This is a genomic window from Rhodoblastus acidophilus (assembly GCF_025961575.1).
GTDB lineage: Bacteria > Pseudomonadota > Alphaproteobacteria > Rhizobiales > Beijerinckiaceae > Rhodoblastus > Rhodoblastus acidophilus_C.
Window position 1 is genome coordinate 57255 of sequence record NZ_JAOQNX010000002.1, and the last position, 22138, is coordinate 79392.

At 67.5% G+C, this 22138-nt stretch carries 20 protein-coding genes; 9 read left to right on the plus strand and 11 right to left on the minus strand.

Features of this window, described 5'->3' with window-relative positions:
- Positions 1–4: 4 nt before the first annotated feature.
- From M2320_RS01475 to M2320_RS01500, 6 genes are all read right to left on the minus strand, one after another.
- Positions 5–1129 carry a tetratricopeptide repeat protein gene (locus M2320_RS01475; RefSeq protein WP_264595773.1) on the minus strand — a complete coding sequence of 375 codons (1125 nt, stop codon included), beginning with the start codon at positions 1127–1129 and terminating at the stop codon, positions 5–7.
- Positions 1130–1329: 200 nt separating this feature from the next.
- Entirely contained in the window at positions 1330–2256 is a 927-nt protein-coding gene (locus M2320_RS01480; RefSeq protein ID WP_264595774.1) for an extensin family protein, read from the minus strand.
- A 155-nt stretch (positions 2257–2411) separates the two neighbouring features.
- On the minus strand, positions 2412–2858 hold the full coding sequence (locus tag M2320_RS01485; RefSeq protein WP_184427376.1) for a DUF2852 domain-containing protein: 447 nt from the start codon (positions 2856–2858) through the stop codon (positions 2412–2414).
- Between the two features lie 103 nt (positions 2859–2961).
- Positions 2962–3585 (minus strand): TetR/AcrR family transcriptional regulator, encoded by a 624-nt coding sequence (locus M2320_RS01490; RefSeq protein WP_264595775.1) that lies wholly within the window; start codon positions 3583–3585, stop codon positions 2962–2964.
- A gap of 548 nt (positions 3586–4133) precedes the next feature.
- Entirely contained in the window at positions 4134–5093 is a 960-nt protein-coding gene (locus M2320_RS01495; RefSeq protein WP_264595776.1) for a crotonase/enoyl-CoA hydratase family protein, read from the minus strand.
- Between the two features lie 289 nt (positions 5094–5382).
- The gene (locus tag M2320_RS01500) at positions 5383–6984 is read right to left on the minus strand and encodes a RecQ family ATP-dependent DNA helicase (protein ID WP_264595777.1); all 1602 of its coding nucleotides are present in this window, start codon (positions 6982–6984) and stop codon (positions 5383–5385) included.
- Between the two features lie 194 nt (positions 6985–7178).
- Between M2320_RS01500 and M2320_RS01505 the strand changes: the two genes are divergently transcribed.
- The 4 genes from M2320_RS01505 (at position 7179) to M2320_RS01520 (ending at position 10312) form a co-directional block, all read left to right on the plus strand.
- The gene (locus tag M2320_RS01505) at positions 7179–7568 is read left to right on the plus strand and encodes a c-type cytochrome (RefSeq protein WP_184427380.1); all 390 of its coding nucleotides are present in this window, start codon (positions 7179–7181) and stop codon (positions 7566–7568) included.
- A gap of 87 nt (positions 7569–7655) precedes the next feature.
- Positions 7656–8153, plus strand: coding sequence for a GNAT family N-acetyltransferase (locus tag M2320_RS01510; protein ID WP_264595778.1), 498 nt, complete (start codon positions 7656–7658; stop codon positions 8151–8153).
- A 176-nt stretch (positions 8154–8329) separates the two neighbouring features.
- Positions 8330–9964 (plus strand): hypothetical protein, encoded by a 1635-nt coding sequence (locus tag M2320_RS01515; RefSeq protein WP_264595779.1) that lies wholly within the window; start codon positions 8330–8332, stop codon positions 9962–9964.
- Between the two features lie 126 nt (positions 9965–10090).
- The gene (locus M2320_RS01520) at positions 10091–10312 is read left to right on the plus strand and encodes a hypothetical protein (RefSeq protein WP_264595780.1); all 222 of its coding nucleotides are present in this window, start codon (positions 10091–10093) and stop codon (positions 10310–10312) included.
- Positions 10313–10331: 19 nt separating this feature from the next.
- On the opposite strand, the gene M2320_RS01525 is transcribed toward M2320_RS01520, so the two are convergent.
- The 5 genes from M2320_RS01525 to M2320_RS01545 form a co-directional block, all read right to left on the minus strand.
- Complete coding sequence (locus tag M2320_RS01525) at positions 10332–11960, minus strand: YwqG family protein (RefSeq protein ID WP_264595781.1); 1629 nt, start codon at positions 11958–11960, stop codon at positions 10332–10334.
- A 107-nt stretch (positions 11961–12067) separates the two neighbouring features.
- Positions 12068–14152, minus strand: a complete 2085-nt coding sequence (locus M2320_RS01530; RefSeq protein WP_264595782.1) for a hypothetical protein — start codon at positions 14150–14152, stop codon at positions 12068–12070.
- Complete coding sequence (locus M2320_RS01535) at positions 14149–16869, minus strand: DUF4159 domain-containing protein (protein WP_264595783.1); 2721 nt, start codon at positions 16867–16869, stop codon at positions 14149–14151. The genes M2320_RS01530 and M2320_RS01535 overlap by 4 nt, the downstream gene beginning before the upstream one ends.
- The gene (locus tag M2320_RS01540; protein WP_264595784.1) at positions 16866–17798 is read right to left on the minus strand and encodes a DUF58 domain-containing protein; all 933 of its coding nucleotides are present in this window, start codon (positions 17796–17798) and stop codon (positions 16866–16868) included. Before M2320_RS01540 ends, M2320_RS01535 begins: the two co-directional genes overlap by 4 nt.
- Positions 17798–18796: an AAA family ATPase gene (locus M2320_RS01545; RefSeq protein WP_264595785.1), complete on the minus strand. Its 999-nt coding sequence runs from the start codon at positions 18794–18796 to the stop codon at positions 17798–17800. Before M2320_RS01545 ends, M2320_RS01540 begins: the two co-directional genes overlap by 1 nt.
- Positions 18797–18886: 90 nt before the next feature.
- On the opposite strand from M2320_RS01545, the gene M2320_RS01550 reads away from it, so the two are divergent.
- From M2320_RS01550 to M2320_RS01570, 5 genes are read left to right on the plus strand one after another with little or no spacing between them, the layout of a single operon-like run.
- Complete coding sequence (locus M2320_RS01550) at positions 18887–19441, plus strand: DUF1285 domain-containing protein (RefSeq protein WP_264595786.1); 555 nt, start codon at positions 18887–18889, stop codon at positions 19439–19441.
- The gene (locus M2320_RS01555) at positions 19441–20091 is read left to right on the plus strand and encodes a CoA pyrophosphatase (RefSeq protein WP_425540644.1); all 651 of its coding nucleotides are present in this window, start codon (positions 19441–19443) and stop codon (positions 20089–20091) included. Before M2320_RS01550 ends, M2320_RS01555 begins: the two co-directional genes overlap by 1 nt.
- Positions 20092–20093: 2 nt before the next feature.
- Positions 20094–20576 carry a hypothetical protein gene (locus M2320_RS01560; RefSeq protein WP_264595788.1) on the plus strand — a complete coding sequence of 161 codons (483 nt, stop codon included), beginning with the start codon at positions 20094–20096 and terminating at the stop codon, positions 20574–20576.
- Between the two features lie 30 nt (positions 20577–20606).
- Entirely contained in the window at positions 20607–20864 is a 258-nt protein-coding gene (locus tag M2320_RS01565; protein WP_264595789.1) for a DUF6111 family protein, read from the plus strand.
- Positions 20861–22108, plus strand: a complete 1248-nt coding sequence (locus M2320_RS01570) for a CCA tRNA nucleotidyltransferase (protein ID WP_264595790.1) — start codon at positions 20861–20863, stop codon at positions 22106–22108. The genes M2320_RS01565 and M2320_RS01570 overlap by 4 nt, the downstream gene beginning before the upstream one ends.
- Positions 22109–22138 lie beyond the last annotated feature (30 nt).

Consider the following 22138-nt stretch of genomic DNA (forward strand, 5'->3'; position numbering starts at 1 on the left):
CCCCTCATTTCGGCTCGAGCGTCTTCAGATCTGCGACGGCGCGGAAATATTCGATGAAATTCTTGGGGCAGCTTTCGACCGCGCGCTTCAGCCCGATCGCCGCCTCCTGCGTCGCGCCCTGCCGCAACTGGTTCTCCGCCACGTAGAAGCGGGCTTCGCATTGCTGGTCGTCGTCCTTGGGCGCGCCGAGCGCTTCGGCCGTCTCGGCGCGGCCGACATAAAGCTGCGTCACCACGAAGGGCCAGTCCTTGTTGGTCGCCTTGTCGACCCAGGCCTGCAATTCCGCCTTGGCCTCCGGCGAGCCATCGCGGGCGAGGAAGCGCCACAGCGCCGCATAGGCCTGCGCCGGATCGTCCTTGAGCGCCTCGTTGAAATAGTCGGCGGCCTTGGCCTTGTCGCCCGCGCCCAGCGCCGCGACGCCCCGGTTCAGCCAGGCCTGCGCGCTCTTGGGCGCCAGTTCGGTCGCCTTGGCGAAATCACGCTCGGCTTCGACATTATCGCCAAGGCTCAGGCGGGCGCTGCCGCGGTCCATCCAGGAATCCTCCTGGCCGCCGGCCAAAGCGACCTCCTGGTTGAAATCCTCCAGCGCCTTCGCCCCGTCGCCGTCGAGCAGGCGCAGCAGTCCGCGTCCGGCGAACACGGCGGGGCTCTTCACGCCGAGTTCGATCGCCTTGTCGTAATCCTCCAGCGCCTTGGCGCGGTTGTCGCGCTTGCGGTGGATTTCCGCGCGCAATTGGTAGGCGTTGGCCTGATCCGGGTCTTGGTCGATGGCCTCGGAGCAATCGGCCAGCGCTCGGTCGAGCTGCTTGAGCTTGTAGCGGACGGCGCAGCGGTTGGCGTAGGCCCAGGAAATCTCCTTGCCCTTCCATTTGCGCTGGTCGATGACGAAGGAGCAGGCGTCCTCGCGCTGCGCCGGCGACGCCTTGCCGTCGCTGTTGGCGCAGACCAGCGCCTCCGGCGATTGGGTGGGTTTTTCATCCGCGGCAGGGCCAGGCCCGGGCGCGACCGGGGTCGGGATCACGCGCGGTCCGAGACCGCGGCCGAATTCGGTGAGGGGCGGACCATCTTCCGCGCGCGCCGCGCCGGTCGCCAGCACCGCGGCCGCAACAATCCACACCGCTCTCCTCATTCGCCTTCTCCCGCGCCGAATCATTGTGCTCCCCGATGGGTTAGCCCATCGCTCGGAAGCGCAAAAGCCCAAACTTCGCGGCCAATTTGCGGCGAAAGCGCGCGATGCGGCGCGACAGACGCGGCGCAGCTTCAGCTCTCGCGCCGCGCCGGTCTGCCGCAGGGCGGAGCCGCCGCTCGAAACGTTGCAAAATGCTGGAATTACCGCCGCGCGCGCGGCAGGTCGAAATCGGCGGGATCGCCTTCGGGCGCCGGCGCCGGCGTGCGAGAGGCGTGCAACTCCGTGGGCGTGGCGGCGCGCGACGGCGGCGCGGCGCGGCCGATGACGGAGGGCGCGGCGAGGCTGGGCCCGGGGCGCATGGCGTAGCTGTTCTGCGCGCGCGGCGGCCCGGCCTGGGCGATATCCAGATCGTCCTCGATCTCCGGCGCATCCGGCAGATTGTCCTTGCGCGACGGCGGCTCGGTTTGTTGCGGCGCCGGCTTGCAGATGCGGCGCGGCCCGGTCGAGGTCATGCCATGCATCGCCAGGTCGAGGTGGATGTGATTGTAGTGAAAGGCGTTGGAGCCGGGGCTGAGCACGGTGGCGAAATGCTGGCACGCCCCGTTGTGGAGATCGCGCAGGAACGCCTGGGTCTGCGGATCGCCGCGCGTCCAATCGCGGACGATGAGGATTTTGCGCCCGTCGGCCAGGACGAAACCGCCGACATCCAGCGCATTGCCGAAAGCGTGTTCGGACAGCCGCGCGCCAAACTGGTTGTTCATGCCCCGGCAGCTGTAGGAGCCCATGGAGTCGATCTGCGCGACCGGCTGGCCGAAGCGGGCGTTCGCCGCCGGCTGAACCGTCTCGGTCACCCAGGCTTCGAGCTCCGCCACCATCGGGCAATCCAGGGTTTGCGTCGAATTGAACTGGACGGTTCCGCCCAGCAGCGCCGTGACCTTGAGGGGCCGCGTCAGGCCGCAGATCGAGGGGCCGTCGATCTCATGGGCCGCCGGCTGGATGTAATTGGACAGGGTCACCTGGTTGCGGGCGAAACAGGCCGCTTCCGCCTGCCCGCGCCAGGCCGGACGTTCGGCGCCGCCGAACTTGCCGCAGCCGCCGAGCGCCGCCAGACAGACGAGCGCCGCCACGGCGCCCGCGCGCCGGGAGCAGTTCCGAAGATCAGGGTTTTGCGCGCGCGCCATCCCTGAGCAATCGCGCTTTCAGCTTAACCGGATGTCAAAAGAATTGGTTAACGCTTAAAATCTTACGCGCCGTAACCGGAGAGGTTACGGCGCGCGAACCCTTAGCCCTGCGGCTGCTCGGGCTTGTTGCGGCTCGCCATGAACTTTTCGAAGTCCTCGCGGTCCTTGGCCTTGCGCAAGGCCTCGAGATAGTCCTCGAAGGCTTTTTCCGCCTCAAAGATCTTGCGGCGCTCCTCGGCGAGGCGCTCCAGTTCGGCCTTGCGCCACTCGTCGAAGGCCGCGTTGCCTGACGACCCCGGCCAATCCTTGAAATTGCGCGCCATGCCGCGCAAGCCCGAGCGCTGTTCGAATTCGCCCCATTTCTCCTGGGCGAAATCGCCGAAATCGCCCTTGTAGCGGGATTTGGCCTGCCAAATCTTCCAGACCAGAATGGCGAGGCCAAGCGGCGCCCACCAGATGAATCCGATGACCATCGCGACGACTTCCATCGGCTTCCAGTTCATTCGCCCGCAGCGGCCCTCGCCTTGGGCATGGGTGTGACAGCTCATGATGTTTCTCCGCCACCGCCACAGGACCAAGCCCGGCGATGCGAATGTTATATGAATTTACATCTAGGCGGTTTCCAGAGGGCGCCGTGCGAAATATTATTTTTCAGCCTGCGGGGATTACGGAAGCGATGCCGAGCGCCTTGCGCATCGCGCCCTCGACCAGCGCGGCGACGCCGGAGTCCAGGATTTTGTTGGCCTGCTCGGGCCCTTCGAAATGGCCTGACAACATCAGGTCGGCGACGCCGTGGCTCATCGCCCAGATCTGCATGGCCAAGGTTTCGGCGTCGCGCTCGGGCGCGTGGAAGAAGCGCAGCACGTCGACGCACGCGCGCACCTGCTCGTCGAAGGCGGCGCGCGCCGCGCCGTCGGCGGGGCGGCGCGACGGACCGGCGTCGCCGAACATGGCGCGGTAAAGACCGGGTTCGTCGCGGGCGAAGGCGAGATAGGCCTCGCCGCGCCGGCGCAGCGCCGCGACGGGATCGGGCTTGCCGCCGTCCCAGGCGCGGCCGAGCAATTGGTTGAAATGTGAAAAACCGTCCTGCGCCAAAGCGGCGACCAGCGCGTCGCGATCGGCGAAATGGCGGTAGGGCGCGGCGCCGGTCACGCCGACGCGCTTGGCGGCCTCGGCCAGGGTGAAGCCGGCGAGGCCGCGCTCCGAGATCAGCGCGCGCGCCGCGGCGATCAGGGCTTCGCGCAGGCGTCCGTGATGGTAGGAGCGCCGCCCCATCCCTCGCCATCCGCAGTCCCCGGCGTCGCCGCCCATGCCAACCGCCTCAATCCCGACGCATTGCAGCCCAAATTTCTAGCCATTGATCGCGCATTTCAGCAGTCTCGGCAAATGCAAGGGACTTGTGCTCAAACTCTGATCATTTTTCCGCGAGCTGCCCGTAATTCAGGCGTAGGCGCCCAGGGAATGAAATTCCACGAAGACGTCATAAAAAGTACATTTGGGGTGGAGGAAACGAAAAATTAACCGTCGGGTTGTTAACCTCTCGTTACGAGTGGGTACATCGTGGGGTTCGGAACATGGTCACCGCTCTCAAGATTGAAATCGTCTCCATCGCCGCCGCCTTCGCCTTCATGACTGGCGTTCTCGCCGCAGTGTGGTGAGCGCTGCGCGCTTCGTTTCCCGAAAAAATCATACGGCGCGCTCCGGGGAGCGCGCCGTTTGCTTTTGGCGAAAACGCGATGGGGGACACGAACGACTTGCGGCCATCGGCGCCGGCCAAATGCCCGACGCCGCGCGCGCAAGTCGATCATGTCCCCGGAGAGCGCCTATTTGAAGCGGGCGGTCGAGGTCTGGCCGAACAGACGGTCCTGGGCGAGCGCCAGCATCTCCATCTTGCGCAGGTTGATCGGCGCGAGGCCCATCACCGAGTCCACCCAGACATCGGTGACATCGCGCAATTCCTGCAGGGACAGCGGCATGACCCTGCGGCGCACCTCGCCCATGGCGACCAGCAGTTTCTGCCGCTTCGACTGCTCGGCGACATAGGCCTGGGCGCGGGCCGCGCCCTCCCCCTTGTCGACGAGAATGTCGATCAGCCCCATGTCGAAGAAATCCTCGGACTTGTACATGCGCCCGCTCAGCATCAGCTTTTCGGCGCGCGCCCCGTCGAGGCGCCGGGCCAGAAGGCTGTAGGCCCCCATGCCTGGAAAGGTGTGGAACAGGGCCTCGGGAAAGCCGAGATTGATCCCGCGTTCGGCGATGATCACATGGCTGCTCAGCGCCGCCTCGAGCCCGCCGCCCAGCGCGTCGCCCTCGAGCAGCGCGATCGTCACCACGGAGGCGTCAAACCCCTGGTAATTGTTGAAGATCGCGTCGCAGCAGGCATAGGCGTAAGCGCGCAAGGACTCCTCGTCGCCGGCCCGCACCCGGTCGAGGAAATAGCCGAGATCGCCGCCCATATTATAGACGCCCGGGCGCAGCGAGGCGCCGATGAAGAATTTGACGGGCGTCCCGCCCCGGGCCTGATGCTCCGCGCGCAGATCGTCGGACAGCGCGTTGATCTCGCGCAGCATCGGCAGCGTCCAGCTCACGGAATTTTCGTGGCGCATGTTGCACCAGAGCGCGCCGTGGCGCGCGTCGAAGCGCAGCTCGAGCGTGTCGCGCGACCGGTCAAGCCACGCAGGCGCCGCGTCGCCCGGCAGCGTCTCGCGCAGCATGTCCGACGCCGCGGCGCCATCGAGGCGCCGCGCCGTTGGCAGCGATGAGAAGTCGATCAACGTCGTCATGGCCGAACGCTCTCCGATCCGCTTTTTGTGCCGCCGCCGCGCCCCTTGAAATAGGATGGGCTGCGGCTCCTCCGCTGCGTCTTGTCGCAGCGGCGACATGCAACCTTAACAAACAACTTTTGCGCGAAATGTTACGTTCGCGCTTGAAACGCTCGATTTCGCAAGGAAACGCGAGAGCGCATTCTTTACGGAAATTCAGCTGGATATATTTCTCATCGCCATTGAAGGCGCCCCCCGCGAGCACGCGAGGGTTGCAAGCTGTCCCTGCGCAGCTGGCGGCCGCGCAAGCTCAATCGTCGCGGAGACCATCAAGAAAGGCCGCGCCGTGCCGCGCCAGCAATCCCGTTTCGTCGCCGGCGCGCGCCAGCAGCGCCGCCAGCGACTCAGGGGGATCAAGCGCGAGCGCCAGCAGGGCCGGCTCGCCGATCAGGCGGGCGGGCGCGACGCCCAGCTTTCGCGCCAGCGCCCGGCGGGATTCGCGCAGACGGCGCAGCCGGCGCGATTCGGCGACGGTCAGGGGCGGATCAGAGGGGATTGGCGGCGGGACGGGGTCCCAGGTCTGGCGCGGCGCGTCGTCGAGATCGGGGGCGGCGGTCCGGGGGCCGAGCGCCTGCGCGGCGAATCGCTGCAGGCCAAGACGAAAGGCATGGGGCGCGCGCGCAACAGCTTGCGCCGCGGCGCGCAGACGGGCCGCGCGGCTGCGGCAATTGTCGCACAGGCCGCAAGGCGGGCAAGGCTCGCCCAGCGGCGCCAACAGCGCCTGTTCGCGGCAACCCGTCGTGGTGAAATAGCGGATCAGCGCCGCCGCCCTTTCGGCCGAGGCGGGATCGATGCGGGCGATCTCGGGGCGGGCGTCGGCCAAAGCGCGCAGACGGGCGGGATCGTACAAAGCGATGGCTTCGGCCGGCCGGCCGTCGCGACCGGCGCGGCCGGTCTCCTGGTAGAGGGTTTCGATATGGTCGGGCAGGCCCGCATGGATGATGGCGCGCACGTCCGGCTTGTCGACGCCGAGACCAAAGGCGATGGTCGCGACCATCACCATGTCGGAGCTGCGCAAAAAGGCGTCCTGGCGCTCCGCGCGCGCCGGACCGGGCAGTCCCGCGTGATAGGCGATGGCGTCCAGGCCGGCGTCGGCAAGCGCCGCGGCAATATGCTCGGTCTGGCGCCGCGAGGCGCAATAGACGATGACGCTTTGTCCCCGGCGCGCCGCGACGAGGCGCAGGATTCGCCGCGCGGGATCGCCGGAGCAGGCTTCGACGGACAGGCTGAGGTTTTTCCGGCGGAACGATCCGAGTATCAGGCGCGGCGGGCGCGAAAACAGTTTTGCGATGATCTCGTCGCGGGTGCGCGGCGCGGCGGTCGCCGTGGCGGCGATCATCTGGGGATGGCCGAGGGCTGCGGCGGCCTCGGCGATGCGGCCATATTCGGGACGGAAGTCATGGCCCCATTGCGAGACGCAATGGGCCTCGTCCACCGCCAGCAGGCGGACGCCGGAGATTTTTTCGCGCGCCTCCGGCTCCGCCAGACGCTCCGGCGACACATAGAGCAGCCGCAACTCGCCCCTGGCCAGCGCCCGGCGGCAGGCCTGGGCTTCGGCGGCGGGTTGGTCCATGTGCAAAGCGCCCGCGGGCAAGCCCCGTGCGGAAAGCTTCGCCGCCTGGTCGCGCATCAGCGCGATCAGCGGCGAGACCACCAGGGTCAGGCCGGGACGGGTGAGCGCGGGATATTGATAGATCAGGCTCTTGCCGCCGCCGGTCGGCCAGAGCGCGAACAGGTTTTCGCCGGCGAGCGCGGCGGCCACCGCCTGCGCCTGCAAGGGCAGGAAGTCGTCGAAACCGAACAGGTCCCGCAAGCGGGGCCGCTCGCGGTCGAGGTCAATATTCCCGTCCATCGCCCTGCTTCCGGCTGTTGCATAAACTTTAGGCCCGATGCCGCGAAAGTACAGTTCCCAAGACGAAGGCCGTGATTGTCAGCGTCGCGGACTCGTCTTATTTAATGGCTGCGCTGGAAATCCAGGCAGGTCACTGACGGTCGTTTCGCGCCGACCGGGGCGCTCGGCGCGCCCGAACTAGGAAGGAAACACGTATGAAACTCGTTCACGCTTTGTCGGCCGCGGCCGTCCTCGCCCTCGCCTCTTCCTCGGCTTTCGCCGCCGGCGACCCCGAGGCGGGGCAGAAGGTGTTCACGAAATGCGCCGCCTGCCACAAGGTCGGCCCGGGCGCCAAGAACGGCGTCGGCCCCGAACTCAACGGCCTGAACGGCCGCCACAGCGGCTCGGTCGAAGGCTACGCCTATTCGGACGCCAACAAGAATTCCGGCATCACCTGGTCCGAAGCCAAGTTCAAGGAATATATCACCGCGCCGCAGAAGGTCGTTCCCGGCACCAAGATGACCTTCCCGGGCCTGCCGAACGAAGCTGACCGCGACAACGTCTGGGCCTATCTGTCCCAGTTCAAGGCTGACGGCTCCAAGTAAGCCCTCGGCATCGCATGCCTTCGACGCCGGTCATCACGATGGGATGGCCGGCGTTGTTTTTTGCGTCGGATCGGGTAAACCCCCTTCATGACCGAATTGTCGCTCGCCTTCGCCCTGCAGACCCCCGCCGACCTGCACGCTATCCAGAAACTGGAGGAGCGCGCCTTCGGCCCCGGACGGTTCGCCAAGACCGCCTATCGCCTGCGCGAGGGGGTCGCGCCCGAACTGTCGCTGTCCACCATCGCCCGCATCGGCGGCATGCTGGTGGGCGCCTGCACCCTGACCCGGATCGCCGTCGGCGGCGCGCCGGCGCTGCTGCTCGGCCCGCTGACCGTGGAGGAGCCGTTTCGCGCCCGGGGCGTGGGCGAGGCCCTGGCGCAGAGATCGCTGGAGGCCGCCAAGGCCGCGGGGCACGCGCTCGTCCTGCTGGTCGGCGATCCCCCGTTCTACGAGCGCCTCGGATTTGTCCGCGCCTCCTGGGGACAATTCGTGTTTCCCGGCCCGGTCGATCCCGGCCGCATCCTGTTTTACGATTTGCAGCCGGGCGCCGGCGAGGCGCGACGCGGGCTGGTGACCTCGGGCTGAAGCCCGTGAACTGCTGCTTGAGACGCCCGCCAAGGCGAGCGCCTCGGGGTGAGTTAAAATATATTGTAATATTTAGAGAAGCAGCCTGACGGCCCCTCCGAAAAACCGCGCCGCGCGGCGTGGGTTGCCGCTTGGCCTGACCTTGGCTATTTTTGAAGGCGATTGCGGAATTCCCCATGAGCACACGGCAGCCGGACCGCTCAGAAATCGAGGCTGAACTGGCGCGACTGCTCGCGTCGCCGGACTTCGCGAAGAATCCAGGGGCGTCCAGCTTCCTCAAATTCGTCGTCGAGGAGACGCTGGAGGGGCGCGGCGACCGCCTGAAAGCCTTCACCATCGCCACCCAGGCGCTGGAGCGGAAGGATGATTTCGACGCCCGGCTCGATTCCGCCGTTCGCGTGCAGGCGCTGCGGCTGCGGCGGCTTCTGGACGCCTGGTACGAGGGTCCGGGCGCGGACAGTCCGGTGCGCATCCAACTCACGCGCGGAACCTACAAGCCCGTCTTTGTCTATGTGAGCGCGCCTGTCGCCGGCGGCCCTGCGGCCGAGGCCGCCGCCGCCCCCGCCGCCGCGCCGGACCGCTCGCTGCGGCGTTACGCCGGCGCCGTGGGGCTCGCGCTGTCGATTTTCCTTTTCGCCCTGTTCGGGCTGATGACCGAACCGGCCTCCCCGCCCGGCGCCAGCAGCGCCAACGCCCCGCCGATCCCCAGCCTGCGGATCGAACGCGCCGAGGACGCCCCCAAAACCCTGACGGAAGTCGCGCAGGCGCTGGAAGTCGACTTCAGCGCCCTCGACACTGTCATCCTGAGGAAACCCGACGCCGATCCCGCGACCGTCAACGCCTATGCCCTCGCCCTCAGGCCGCTGGAGAAGAGCTATGTCGCCGAACTCGTGCGCCTTAGCGACCGGACCATCGTCTGGGCCGAGCAACTCCCCCTGCCCGAGGGCGCCGGCGCCATCGCCCGGCAGGCCCGCGAACTGACGCAGCGGCTTGGCGACGCCTATGGCGTGATCGACGTGGACGCCCTGCGGCTGCTCAATAAATTCGACGGCATGCCGCGCGGTTTCAACTGCACGCTCACCGCCTTCACCTTCCTGAAGACGCAAAGCACCGACCGCATGCGGGTGGCGCGCGAATGTCTGGAGATCGCCGTCGCCGCCAATCCCCGCGACGATGACGCTCGCGCCATGCTGGCGATCGCGCTGGTCTATTATTACATCTACGCGCCGCTGGAGAGCGAGCGGGAGGCCGCTCTGGCCCGCGCCGAAAAGCTGGCGAAGGAGGCCTTCGATCTCGCGCCTCGGCGCGCCCGCTCCTATTTCGCCCGTTTCATCACGGCCTTCGCCGCGGGACGTTATGAGGAAGCGTTTTCCGCCGCCCGCGGCGCCCTGGCGCTCAACGACAATTCGACGCTGTTCGCCCGCGTGATCGGCACGGCCTATGTGGTGCGCGGCGAGGTCGAGGCCGGCATGGCCTTGCTGACTCCCCTGGCCAATCTGCCCGGCGAATATGCCGCCGCGCTCGGGGCCGCCGCGCTCGGCCACGAATTGCGCGGCGAAAAACGCGAGGCGGCGCAATTGCTGGCGCGCCCCGGCGCCTCCGAACGGCCGCTGGCGCTGATCCTGCAACTCAGCCTGTGCGGCGCCGACGCCGATTGCGCCCGCGATCCCTTCGCGGAGCTGCGGCGCAATTTCCCGGGAATCGCCGCCGACATCGGCTCCGCCCTCGACCGGATGGGCCTCGCCGAACCCGTCAAGGCGCGGCTGCTTCCCGGCCTGCGCGCGGCCAAGGTCTTGGCGGCGGAGCGCTGATCGGCGCAACACGCTGCAACACTTGCCGCATTTGCCGATCACCCTCCCGTAACCCCGTTAACCTATCGCCACGCATGCCGATCCCTCATGTTCGCCTGGCCCAGGAGAGGGCCAGCGGAGGACCAAATGGAACAGCATGTCGAGCAAGCGCTTTACGAAGTTCTCTTCGCGCTGGCCGAATTCTCGCAGGCCAATGGCGCGAACCCCGAGGGCTCGAACGAGGAGCCGGCTGACGCCGGCAAGGTCGACGCCCTCTATGATACGCTTTGCCTGTCGCGCTGGAGCCTGGAGACGGCCTTGCGCTCGTTGCGCCAGATCGACGCCGCGCAGCCGCGCCGCGCCCACTGAGCCTGAGCGCGGGCCCTGCTTATTCCGAAATCTGCGAGCGCAGCCGCGTCAGATCGCCCTGGGCGAGCGCGCCCTGGTCGATGGTCGCCGCCAGCGTCCCGTCGTTTCCAAAACGCCATTTCAGCAGCGCGCTGGAGACAAATTCGACCAGCACCGCCTGGGTCTCGGGGTCGAAGCCGGGAAGGCCGCGGAACGGCGCATGCCCCAGGCCGCAGATTTCATGCGCCGCCAGCTTGCGCCAGCGCGCCTCGAAATAGGCGCGCTGCGCCTGCGGCAGGGGATGATGGGCGCAATAGGCGTGTTTGGCCCAATCCTCGCGCAACAGTTCGTAATCATGGGCGAACAGCGCGGCGTCAGGGCGATGTTCGGTGAGGGCGAAGCGGATGAGGCGCGCCTGTTCGGCGCCGCTCTCGGGGTCGGGCGCGCGCTCGACATGGATGAGTTCGATCTTCCGCAGCCGCTCCATCAGCGCCGCCGCCGTCTCTTCCGAAAAATCTTCCGTTTCCGCGCGGGCGCGCACATCCGCGGCGATGGCGCGCAGCTGTTCCGACGCCGCGTCCACCGCGGCGACCGCCGCCTTCCAGCCGTCGACGAGTTTGGGCAGATCCTCGGCTTTGCGCTCCATTTCGGCGAGCATCGCCTGGGTCATGCCGCCGAGCTCGATCTGCTTGCGGGCGCGGGCGAGCTGCTTTTCAACGTCCGGCAGCGCCGCCTTGATCAGCGTCTTGCGCCGCGCCATGGCGGCAAGCGCAAAATCGGTCAGGGCGAGGGCGGACGCCCAGCTGAACGGGTGATGTTCGGGCGCGGCGAGATCGAAGCCTTCGCGGAACAGGCGGTTGCGCGCCGCATGGGCGTCGCCCGGCGCGAGCGGGTCGGGGTCGCCGGGACCGACCGCAACAATGTCCAGGGGCCAGCGGGGGAAAGCGTCGACGCGGCGGGGCGCATCGGCGTCGCCCGCCAAAACGCCGGATAGCGGCCATGTGCAGCAGGCGCCGGGCGCCGGGGCCGGCCGGGGCGCGGCGCGCTCGGCGAAATGCAGCGCCCGCACTTCGGCGCCGTCGTTGGGGTCGAGGAAGAAGGCGAGCCAGCCTTTTCGCGGTCCGCGTCCGTTCCACAGTCCCTCCGGCAGATCGGCGCAGCAGATTTGCGCCAGGAACAGGCCGCGCTTGCCGGAGAATTTCGGCCAGGGCATGGCGGCCGGCATTTCGGGGGCGCCGCCGAACCAGCTGCGCGCCGGCGCGTCGCGACGGATCGGAATTTGCGGAACGAGGCGGGCGACCACGCCTGCGTTTTCCTCTTTTTCCTCCTGACAGGGGACATCGGACGCTTCGCCGCCCGCAGCCTCGGGATAGCCGAGACGGCGCTCGAACGGAACGGGGCGCATATCGATGCGGCGCTCGAGCCGCCGCGGCGCCAGAACGCGCGCCACCCGGTCGGCCGAAGCATAACAATGCGGCTCGATGTCCGGCTTGTTCTTGGGCTTGGGCTTGGGCTTGGGCTTGGCCTTTGGCGTGGGCTTGGCCTTGGATTTCGGCTTGGGCGCGCTCTCCAGCTTGTCGCGCGCAAAATTGCGCACGGCAAGGCCGAGAGCGCCGAACAGCGCGAGAAAGGCAAGATTGCCGGCATAAGCAAAGACATCGCCCGACATGACGAAACACTCGAAACCAAAAGTTCAGATCGAAACGTTAGGGCCCTTCCGTTAAGGAAAGATGGGCGGCAAAACGCGCATTTGGCGCGTGTTTTCCGCAGGACGTGTCATTTTTTGGAGAGCACGCGGCCGCCGCGTCCCTCCCAGGCCCAGGCGATGACGACGAGTCCGAGCAAGACGAGCAGGCCGGCGAGCCCGACCGCGAGGGGGGTCAGCGACAGGCCGCGCGCGACGCTCGCTCCGGTGCGGCGAATCGCCACAAAGTCGGCGCCGGCGTAAGAAGGGCTGTCGCTCAGCGCGACGAGGCGGGGGAGTTTGACCGCATCGGTTCCGGCTTGGCCGATGCGGCGCGACGAGCCGCCCGTGGCCTCGGCGAGCGGTCGCAGTTTTTCCGTCGTCGACACGAGCTCGCGATATTCCAGCGGGTTTTCCGGGCCGACCGGGACCAGGGCGGTCAGCTCGCCCTGGCTCAGCCGGTAGAGGCCGAGTTCGGGCCGCGCGATTTTTCCCTTGAACAGGCCGGGTTCACTTGGCTCCAGGGTCAAATCGCTCTCCGCGCCGGAAGGCGCGGTGACATGGACCGGGCCGGTCTGTGCTGCAAGGGTCTGGCGCTCGATGAGCAAATCGCCGCCGGCGACGCGGCCGCGCAACACCTCTTCTTCGAGGTCCGGCTCCTTCATCAGCCAATGCGAGGTGCGCCGCATCAGCTCCTCATAGGGGCCGCCGCCCTGGAACCCGCGCGCCCACAGCCAGAGCTGGTCGCTGAGCAGCAGGGCGACGCGGCCCTTGCCCTCGCGCGACAGGACCAGCAAGGGCGCGTCATTCGCGCCCTGCAACACGGCGGCCCCGCGCAAAACTTCGGATTGCTCCTGGCGGAACCATTCGCTCCAGGCCGGCGGTTTTTGCGCGGCGCCGGGGAGGCCTCGCGTCACCGGATGGCGGCCGCCGATCTCCGACAGGCTGGCGCGGAACGGCGCCTCAAAAATTTGGCCGGTCGGCCGCGCCGGGCTGAGCCGGCCGATGGGCGTGTAGAACAGGCCGTCGCCGCGCGAAAAATTCGGGCCGGCGACGATGGCGAAGGCGCCGCCACGCCGCACGTAATTGACGATGTTATCAAAATAGATCGGCGGCAGCAGGCCCATGTTGGAATAGCGGTCGAACAGGATCAGGTCGAATTCGTTGATTTTTTGCCCGAACAGCTCGGCGGTAGGAAAGGCGATCAGCGCGAGTTCGCGCACCGGCGTGCCGTCGATCTTTTCCGGCGGCCGCAGGATGGTGAAATGCACCAGATCGACATTGGCGTCGGCTTTCAAAAGGTTGCGCCAGGCGCGCTCGCCGGGATTGGGCTCCCCCGACACCAGCAACACTTTGAGATGGTCGCGCACGCCCTCGACCGAGGCCACCGCCTTGTTGTTGATGTTGGTCAGCTCATCCGGCAGCGTGGCCGCGTCGAATTCCAAAACATTGGCGCCGCCATGTTCAAGTTTTACCGGGACTTTGATGTCGCGGCCCGGCTTGGCCAGCACGCGGGTGACGAACACGCCGTCGCGCTTCACTGTCACCTCGACCGGTTCCCCCGGCCCGTTGCTCTCCTCGACCTGGAGCGTGAAGATGACGTCCTTGCCGATCAGGCCGTACCGGGGGGCCTCCTTGAGGACGATGCGGCGGTCGCGCTCGCCATCGTGGCCGGTGACCAGCGCATGAATCGGCGCCTTGACCCGCGGCGCTGCGGGGATGTCGTGGACGATCCCGTCGGTGATCATGAACACGCCGGCGAGGCGCTCCGCCGGCAGATCGGCGAGGCCATTGTCGAGGGCGGTGAACAGCCGCGTCCCCTCCCCGTCCGGGGCATCGCCGGCTTCGATCACCTTGATGTCGACATTGCCGAGTTTTTGCAGCGCGGATTCGAGCGCCTTCTTGGCGTTTTCCGTCTGCGCGGCGCGGTTTTCGAAATTTTGCGAGGCGGAGCGGTCGAGCACCACGGCCACCACATCCCGAAGCGGCTCGCGCTGCTCCTCCACCAGCGCCGGGCCGGACAAAGCGAACAGCAAGGCGGCCAAAGCGAGGCCGCGCAAAACCGCGCCGCGCCGGCGCCGCCAGATCAGCAGGCCAGTGAGCGCGACCGCCGCCACGGCCAGAAGGGCGAGCGCCCACAGCGGCGCCAGCGGCGCAAAGGACAGGCCGTAGCTCATTGGCCCAGCCTTTCCAGCAGCTCAGGCACATGCACCTGATCCGCCTTGTAATTGCCGGTGAGCGTGTACATGACGACATTGACCCCGCCGCGCAGCGCCAATTCGTGGGTGCGGATCGCGTCGGAGCCGGCGGGATAGAGCGCCTCGCCCCACTGGTCGCTGGCCCAGCCCGCCGCGAGATCGGTCGAGGCGATGATCAGCGGCGACACGCCGTCGCCCGCGCGCGCCGGAGCCTTTTCGCCCTCGGTCTCCGCCGGCAAGGCTTCAATATAGGTCGGGCCGTTTTCGGAGCGTCCGGCGAGGCCGTCGAGCAGATAGAAGGTGCGGTAGATCACGTGATTCTTGGGCGCGGGGGCGAGCGGCGGCGGGTCGAGCTTCTGCAAGAAGCTCTTGAGCCAGTCCTGCGCCGGGGTGCTTTCGCCGCCATATTGCTGGCCGGCGTCGCGTGTGTCGAACAGGACCAGGCCGCCCTGCTTCATATAGGCGGCGATCTTTTGCGCGACCTGGGCGCTGGGCTGCGGCGCATCGGCCGACACCGGCCAGTAGAGCATCGGATAGAAGGCGAGTTCGTCGCGGGCGGGATCGACGGCGCGCGGCGGTCCCGGATTGAAGGAGGTGCGTTGCGACAGCGTGTCCGACAGCGATTTCAAGCCCTGCGCGCTGATGCGGTCGGCATGGGCGTCGCCGGTGACGACATAGGCGAGCGAGGTGTTGAGCGCCGGGGCGAACCATTTGTCGCTGTTTTGTGGGCCAACTCGGCCCTGCTGCGCTTGCGCGGGCGGCGGCGCCAGCGCGAACAGCAGGGCGAGGGCGGCCGGCGCCGCCTGTCGCCGCCACGCGCCGCCCATCCAGAAGGACGCGAAGGCGTCGGCCAGGGCGAGCAGCGCCGCAGCGAGCAGCAGCGGACCGCGCAGGTCGACGGCGCGCGGCGCGGCGAAATTTTGCGGGCGCAGGTTCAGGCCGGAAATATCCAGAGGCTTGAAGGCCCCATCCGCAAATGTGTTGAGGGCGCGGGGGGCTTCTTGCGCGCCGTAATAGCCGGGCGGATGTTCGGCGTCGGGCGTGACATCCCCCTTGGGCAGCGCGCGGGCCTCCGCCGAGGGCGGGCCGAGCACGCCGAAACCGTCGAGGTTTTTCAGCACCGGCAGCAGGCCTTCGGCCTGGGCCTCGTTCGCCGGCCCGACCGCGCCGGCGCGGGCGAGAATCTTCTTCAGCATGTCGACGAACAGGCCTGACAGCGGCAGGTTCGACCAGGAGGTTTCCGCCGCAATATGGAACAGGACCAGCGTCCCCGCGCCGCGCGGCTCCGCCGTCACCAGCGGCGTGCCGTCCGCGAGACGCGCCCAGGTTTTTTGCGGCAGGCCGGGCTCCGGCTCAGCCAATATTTGCCGGGAGACATTGGCGTCGGTCGGCGGGGTCAGGCTGGCGAAGGGGGAGGTTTCGTCGAACGGGGCCAGGGTTTTGGGCTTGTCCCAGGACAGCGCGCCGCCCAGGGTGCGCCCGCCCCGCCGCAATTTGACCGGAAGCAGGTCGTCGGGAGCGCTAGCGAGGCGCGGCCCGGCGAAGCGGACGATCGTGCCGCCCGCGTCCAAAAACTTCTTCAGCTTTTCGCGGGCGTCAGGGGCGAGCGTCATGTCGGCGAGGACGAGGACATCGGCGCCTTCGCCGATGATGCGGCCGATCGGGTCGGGTTCGCCCGGCTTTTCCTCGCGCAGGTCGGCATAGGGGGCCAGCGCCTTGCGCAAATAATAGAGCGGCGACAGCAGCGGCTGGTCGGCCTTGGCGCCGCCGATCAGGCCGACGCGGCGGCGGCGCGCGCCGGAATCGAGCAGGAAGACGCCGCCGGCCGAGGCCTCGCCCACCAGCGCGAGGCGGGCGACGTCATTGCGCAATTGCAGCGGCAGGGTGAGGCGCGCGACGGCGTGGTCTTCCGAGCCAAAACTGAAGGGGGCGTCGCCGAGCGCCGCGCCATGCGCGTCGAAGGCGCGCACCAAACCCTCCGGCGCGCCATTTTGTGCGCGCAACACGTCGATTTCGAGCGCCTCCGAGGCGTTGCGGGCGCCCGTGAGCGCGCGGGGCGGCCGGTCGCCGGTGAGGATCGCGGCGCCGGGGGCGAGAGCCGAAAGTTTTTCGGCGAAGGCGCGGCCGTCGGCGTTCTGCTGGCCGTCGCTCAGCCAGGCGGCTTCGCCGCCATGTTCGCGCAAAAAAGCTTCGATGGCCGGCAGGTTTTGCGCACGAGAGGGAAGCCAGGGGCGAGGCGCAAGCGCGCGCAGGCGGGCCAGAGCCGCGCCTGGGTCTTCCAGGGCGACAAACGGTTTTTCCGCGAGGCCGAGCACGGCGGCGGGCCGGTTTTCCCGCGCCGCGTCGTCCAACAATTTGGCCGCCGCCGCTTGGCGGGCCGCCCAATCGGGCGCGGCGGTCCAAAAATTGTCGATCAGCAGCAACAGAGGGCCCCTGCCCGCGCTGGCGCCGGAGGGGACGAGGCTCGGACCGGCCATGGCCAGCACGATCAGCGCGGCGAGGGCCATGCGCAGCAGCAGCAGCCACCAGGGCGTGCGCGCGGGGGTGGCGTCGTCGCGACGCTCGTCGAGGATCAGCCGCAGCGGCGGAAAGGCGACTTGTTTGGGCGGCGGCGGCGTCACCCGCAGCAGGACATACAGAGCGGGAAGGCCGGCGAGCGCCAGCAGAATCCAGGGCGAGGCGAACACCCAGCTCATCGCGCCTCCAATCCGGCGCGCAGGCGCAACAGCGCTTCCGTCGCGGGGCGGTCGGTGGCGTGCAGGGCGAAGGCGAAGCCGCGCGTGCGCGCGGCATCCGCCAGCGCCGCGCGATGGCTTTGCAGTTTCTCTCCGTAAATGACGGCAAAATCCTCGGCGCGGCCGGCGCGCAGTTTTGCGCCGGCGTCATCGAAAAACTCGGTCTGGCCGGCGAACGGAAAGGTTTCTTCGACGGGATCGAACACCATCAAAGCGCAACCGCTCACGCCCTGCGCCGACAGGCGGGCCAAGTTCGCGTCGAATTCATGGGGGTCGACGAGGAAATCGCCGATCAGCGCGACTTTTTCACGCGGACGCACCCGCGCAGGCGGCGGCAGATCGGCGAACACGTCATGCGCGCGACGCGCCTGGGCGACCAGCGCCAGCGCCAGCCGCTCAATGACGTTTGCGGACGAAAACAGCGGGGTCAGGCCGAGCCATCCCGCGCGCTCGCCGCCGCGCACGCAGGCGTCGGCCAAGGCGAGGGCCAGGACCAGGGCGCGGTCGGCCTTGGTGTCCTGCGCGAGCTGCGAGCGAAAATTCATCGACGGCGACAGGTCGGCCCATAGCCACAGCACCTGCGCCGCTTCCCACTCGCGCTCGCGCACATAGAGGCGATCGTCGCGGCCGGAGCGGCGCCAATCGACATTCTGCGCGGCCTCGCCGGAGATGAAGGGGCGGAACTGCCAAAAGTTTTCGCCCATGCCCGCGCGACGGCGGCCATGCAGGCCGGCGGCGATGGAGGCCGCGGCATGGCGCGCGGAAAGGATCAGGCCCGGCAAGCGCCGCGCCAGATCGACCGCCGCATGCTGCTTGGCGGCGTCGGGACGAACGCTTTGGCGCGGCTGAAACCCCGAAGACGGCGCCAGCCCGAAACCAGCCTCCCCCATCAGGCGAATCTTTGCAGCAGGCGCTGGATGGCGGCGGGCACGGTGTCGCCGTCTGCGCGGGCCGCGTAATTCAGCGCCATGCGGTGTTTCAGCACCGGCGAAGCCAAGGCGACCACGTCGGCCTTGCTCGGCGCGAGCCGACCGCGCAAAAGCGCGCGGGCGCGCACCGCCAGCATCAGCGCTTGCGAGGCGCGCGGCCCAGGTCCCCAGGAAATGTTCTTGGTCAGCTCCTCCGGTCCCTCGCCGGGGCGGGCGGCGCGGACGATGTCCAAAATGTTGTCGACCACGGATTCGCCGACCGGCATCAGGCGCACCAGTTCCTGGATCTCCATCAGGCCGTGCGCGTCGAGAACCTCGCGCGGCTCCTTGCGCGCGGCGCCGGTGGTTTCGATCAGAATGCGCTTTTCGGCGGCGCGGTCGGGGTAATCCACGTCGATTTGCAGCAAAAAGCGGTCGAGCTGCGCTTCGGGCAGCGGATACGTTCCCTCTTGTTCAAGGGGGTTTTGCGTGGCCAGCACGTGGAATGGGCGCGGCAAATCAAAGCGTTCGCCGGCGATGCTGACGTGATATTCCTGCATGGCTTGCAGAAGCGCCGACTGGGTGCGCGGGCTGGCGCGGTTGATTTCGTCGGCCATCAGCAATTGCGCGAAGATCGGCCCCTTGATGAAGCGGAAGGCGCGCTTGCCGCCCTGCCCCTCCTCCAGAACTTCGGAGCCCAGAATGTCGCTCGGCATCAGGTCGGGCGTGAATTGCACGCGCGCAGCGTGCAGGCCCAAAACCTTGCCCAATGTGTCGACCAGCCGCGTCTTGGCGAGGCCCGGCGCGCCGACGAACAGCGCGTGGCCGCCGGACAGGATGGCGGCGAGGGCTTCTTCCACCACCTCGTCCTGGCCAAAAATCTGCTCGGCGACGGCGGCGCGGGCGGCGGCGAGTTTGTCCAGCGCGTCCTGCGCCTTCTGCTCCATCTGGCTTGCGGTCAGGCCGGCGGGTAGATTCATGCGAAAAGTTTCCCCTCATTGCGGCTGATTGTCGCGACCGGACCAACAATATAGGTTTGCCATGCTTTGCAAAGAAGGTTTGGTTCGACAATGACAGGCGCCCTGCGCGGCCTTGAGCAGGTGTTTCCCGAGCGCGGCCCGGCCCCCGTGCACCTCTGGAACCCACCCTATTGCGGGGAAATCGACATGCGCATCGCCCGCGACGGCACGTGGTTTTATAATCGCACGCCGATCGGGCGGCCGGCGCTGGTTAAACTTTTTTCGTCGATCCTGCGAAAAGACCCCGAGCGCTACGTGCTGGTCACCCCCGTCGAACGGGTCGGCATTGTGGTCGAGGACGCGCCCTTTTTGGGGGTCGAGTTTTTACGCGAGGGCGAGGGTGAGGCGCAGGTGCTGAAGCTTCGCACCAATGTCGAGGAGTGGGTGGAGGTTTCGGCAAAGAATCCGCTGCGGTTCGAGCCGGGCGACAGCGGCGGGCTCAAACCTTATGTATTGGTGCGGGCGGAGCTCTGGGCTCTGGTCAAGCGCGCGCTGTTTTACGATCTCGCCGCCTGGGGGACCGAGCGCGACGGTTTTTTCGGCGTGTGGTCGGCGGGGACGTTTTTCCCTATGGCGTCCATGGACGAGCTCCCGGATTTTTCATGATGTTTTCCGTCCCTGATTTTTTCGCCCGCGCCCGCGAACACTTGCGCGAGGGCTGGCCGGACTCGGATTTTGATCCGCGCGCGCGGCTGGAGAACGGCGATCATCGGCTCAACCAGCCGCTCAGCGCGGCGGAAGCGGCCTTGTTCGCGCCGGCCCGGCCCGCCGCCGTGCTCGCGCCCGTCGTTTTGCGCGGCGACAGGGCGTTTATGCTGCTGACCCAGCGCGCGGCGAGCTTGCGCGACCATTCCGGCCAGATCGCTTTTCCCGGGGGGAAAATCGAGGCGGGGGAATCGCCGCTCGAGGCCGCCTTGCGCGAGGCCGAGGAGGAGATCGGCCTGAGCCGCGACCGCGTCGAGATTTTGGGCTGTTTCGATCCTTACCAGACCTCCACCGGCTTTCGCGTGTTCCCGGTGCTTGGGCTGATCAAACCGCCGCTTGACCTGACGCCGGACCGCACGGAGGTGGAGGACGTCTTTGAGACGCCGCTGGAATTTTTGATGGACCCCGCCAACCATCAGCGCCACAAAAAAATGTGGCAGGGCAAGCAGCGCCAGTTCTTCGCCATGCCCTGGGAAGATCGCTATATCTGGGGCGCGACGGCGGGCATGATCCGCAATCTCTATGAGCGGCTTTATTCCGGGGAGGCTTGACCATGGCGGCGCGTTTCGCCCTCGCCCTGGTTTTGCTGGCGGGGCCGGCGCTGGCGGACAGCTGGCGCAGCTACCACAATGACCGCTTCGGCCCGACCGCGGATTATCCCGCCGGTTGGACAATGGAGCCCGAGCCCGAAAACAATGACGGGCGACGTTTCGCCTCGCCCGATGGCGACGCTTCCGTCAGCATTTACGGCCATTTCGCCCTGGATTCCCGCGAGGAGGAAATGGCTCGCAAGGCCGAGGCCGACGAGGGCGAGACCGTCGCCTATTCCGCCAAGAGGGCGAATTGGGTGGTGCTCTCCGGAACCCGCGGCGACAGGATTTTCTACCGCAAGGCGCTGCTCTCCTGCGGCGATCAGGTCTGGAACAACATTTCCATCGAATATCCGGCGCAGGACAAGGCGAAATACGACAAGCTGGTGGCGCATATGGCCGCCTCGCTGCGGCCGGGGATCGGCTATAATATCACCTGCAAATGAGCGCTTCGGCGCCAAATATGGAATGAGGCGATGTCGCGCGCCCTTTTGGAAGCTCTTGGACTGTTTCTCACGCCCTTCGCGCTTTACGTCGCTCTGCTGATTTTTCGCGCGCGCCATCCGCTGATCGCGGCGTCATGGTCGCGCGGGGCGCTGTCATGGCTCACCTTGGCGGGGCTGGCGCTCGCCATCGGCGGTCTTGTCTATGCCGGCATGTCCGGCTCGGAACAGGGGGCGTACACACCCGCCCATGTCGAAAACGGGCGGCTCGTGCCGGGCCATTTCCAATGACCGATGCGGAAAGGCTTTTGGGGCTGCTGGAGCGTCCCGGCGTCGCCCGCATTTTTGCCGCGCTGGACGGCGGGGGCGAGGAATTGCGCATTGTCGGCGGCGCCGTGCGCAATGTGCTGTTGGGCGAGCCCATCGGCGACATCGACCTCGCCTCCACCGCTTTGCCCGAAGTGAATGTTTCGCGCGCGAAAAAAGCGGGTTTGAAGGTTGTTCCCACCGGAATCGAGCACGGCACCGTCACCGTGGTCATCGATGGCGCGCCGTTTGAAGTGACCACGCTGCGCGAGGATGTCGAAACCGACGGGCGCCGCGCAAAGGTGCGGTTCGGCAGGGATTTTGCCGCCGATGCGGAGCGGCGGGATTTTACCCTGAATGCGCTGTCGCTCGACGCGCGCGGGGGGCTGCACGATCCCGTGGGCGGTCGCGCCGATCTTGACGCGCGTCGCGTGCGCTTTATCGGGGAGCCGCGCCGGCGCATCGCCGAGGATTTTTTGCGCATCCTGCGGTTTTTCCGTTTTTCCGCGCGCTATGGCGCGGGGCTCGACGCTGCGGGCTTCGCGGCCTGTGTCGCCTTGCGCGACGGCTTGAAAAGTCTTTCGCGGGAGCGGTTGGGGGCGGAAACACTCAAGCTTTTGGCGGCGCCGCGCGCGGCTTTCGTGGCGGAGGCCATGGCGGGCGCGGGCCTGTTCGCCTATCTCGGCGGCGCGCCATGGCCGGCGCGGCTGAAGAATTTGCACGCCCCGGGCGACGGCTTGTTGGGACTGGCGGCGCTTGCTTTGTTCAGCGAAGGCGACGCCGAGCTTTTGGGTGCGGCCCTGCGACTGTCCAATGCGCAGAAGCAGCGGCTGTTGGGCGCCGCGCGGGCAAATGCGTTTTGGCATGGGGCGCGCGAGGCGCCCTCCCCTGCGTCATTGCGTGAAGCCCTGTTCCATTTCGGGCCCGCGGGCGCGCGCGACGGGCTTGAGCTGATTCGCGCCGAGGCCGGGATTTCGCCGCAGGATTTGGATTTTATGCGCGCGCAAGCGTTTCTGCGCGACACGCCGCCGCCCACCCCGCCGTTCCGCGCCGCGGATTTTTTCGCGCGCGGCATTCCCAAAGGTCCGGCGCTGGGCGCGGCGCTTAAAGTCCTGCAAGCTCTATGGATTCGCGCGGGATTTCCCACCGACCCGCAAATCGTGGCGCAATTGATCGAACAGGCCTGCGAAATGGGCGAAGATTCCCGCTGGACGCGTCGGGATCGTTAGCGCAGGATGAAAATTAACGCATCCGGCTGC

Coding starts and splice junctions, on each gene's coding strand:
- M2320_RS01475 (WP_264595773.1), bottom strand. CDS start 1,129: ATGAGGAGAGCGGTGTGGATTGTTGCGGCCGCGGTGCTGGCGACCGGC.
- M2320_RS01485 (WP_184427376.1), bottom strand. CDS start 2,858: ATGAGCTGTCACACCCATGCCCAAGGCGAGGGCCGCTGCGGGCGAATG.
- M2320_RS01490 (WP_264595775.1), bottom strand. CDS start 3,585: ATGGGGCGGCGCTCCTACCATCACGGACGCCTGCGCGAAGCCCTGATC.
- M2320_RS01495 (WP_264595776.1), bottom strand. CDS start 5,093: ATGACGACGTTGATCGACTTCTCATCGCTGCCAACGGCGCGGCGCCTC.
- M2320_RS01500 (WP_264595777.1), bottom strand. CDS start 6,984: ATGGACGGGAATATTGACCTCGACCGCGAGCGGCCCCGCTTGCGGGAC.
- M2320_RS01505 (WP_184427380.1), top strand. CDS start 7,179: ATGAAACTCGTTCACGCTTTGTCGGCCGCGGCCGTCCTCGCCCTCGCC.
- M2320_RS01510 (WP_264595778.1), top strand. CDS start 7,656: ATGACCGAATTGTCGCTCGCCTTCGCCCTGCAGACCCCCGCCGACCTG.
- M2320_RS01515 (WP_264595779.1), top strand. CDS start 8,330: ATGAGCACACGGCAGCCGGACCGCTCAGAAATCGAGGCTGAACTGGCG.
- M2320_RS01520 (WP_264595780.1), top strand. CDS start 10,091: ATGGAACAGCATGTCGAGCAAGCGCTTTACGAAGTTCTCTTCGCGCTG.
- M2320_RS01525 (WP_264595781.1), bottom strand. CDS start 11,960: ATGTCGGGCGATGTCTTTGCTTATGCCGGCAATCTTGCCTTTCTCGCG.
- M2320_RS01530 (WP_264595782.1), bottom strand. CDS start 14,152: ATGAGCTACGGCCTGTCCTTTGCGCCGCTGGCGCCGCTGTGGGCGCTC.
- M2320_RS01535 (WP_264595783.1), bottom strand. CDS start 16,869: ATGAGCTGGGTGTTCGCCTCGCCCTGGATTCTGCTGGCGCTCGCCGGC.
- M2320_RS01540 (WP_264595784.1), bottom strand. CDS start 17,798: ATGGGGGAGGCTGGTTTCGGGCTGGCGCCGTCTTCGGGGTTTCAGCCG.
- M2320_RS01545 (WP_264595785.1), bottom strand. CDS start 18,796: ATGAATCTACCCGCCGGCCTGACCGCAAGCCAGATGGAGCAGAAGGCG.
- M2320_RS01550 (WP_264595786.1), top strand. CDS start 18,887: ATGACAGGCGCCCTGCGCGGCCTTGAGCAGGTGTTTCCCGAGCGCGGC.
- M2320_RS01555 (WP_425540644.1), top strand. CDS start 19,441: ATGTTTTCCGTCCCTGATTTTTTCGCCCGCGCCCGCGAACACTTGCGC.
- M2320_RS01560 (WP_264595788.1), top strand. CDS start 20,094: ATGGCGGCGCGTTTCGCCCTCGCCCTGGTTTTGCTGGCGGGGCCGGCG.
- M2320_RS01565 (WP_264595789.1), top strand. CDS start 20,607: ATGTCGCGCGCCCTTTTGGAAGCTCTTGGACTGTTTCTCACGCCCTTC.
- M2320_RS01570 (WP_264595790.1), top strand. CDS start 20,861: ATGACCGATGCGGAAAGGCTTTTGGGGCTGCTGGAGCGTCCCGGCGTC.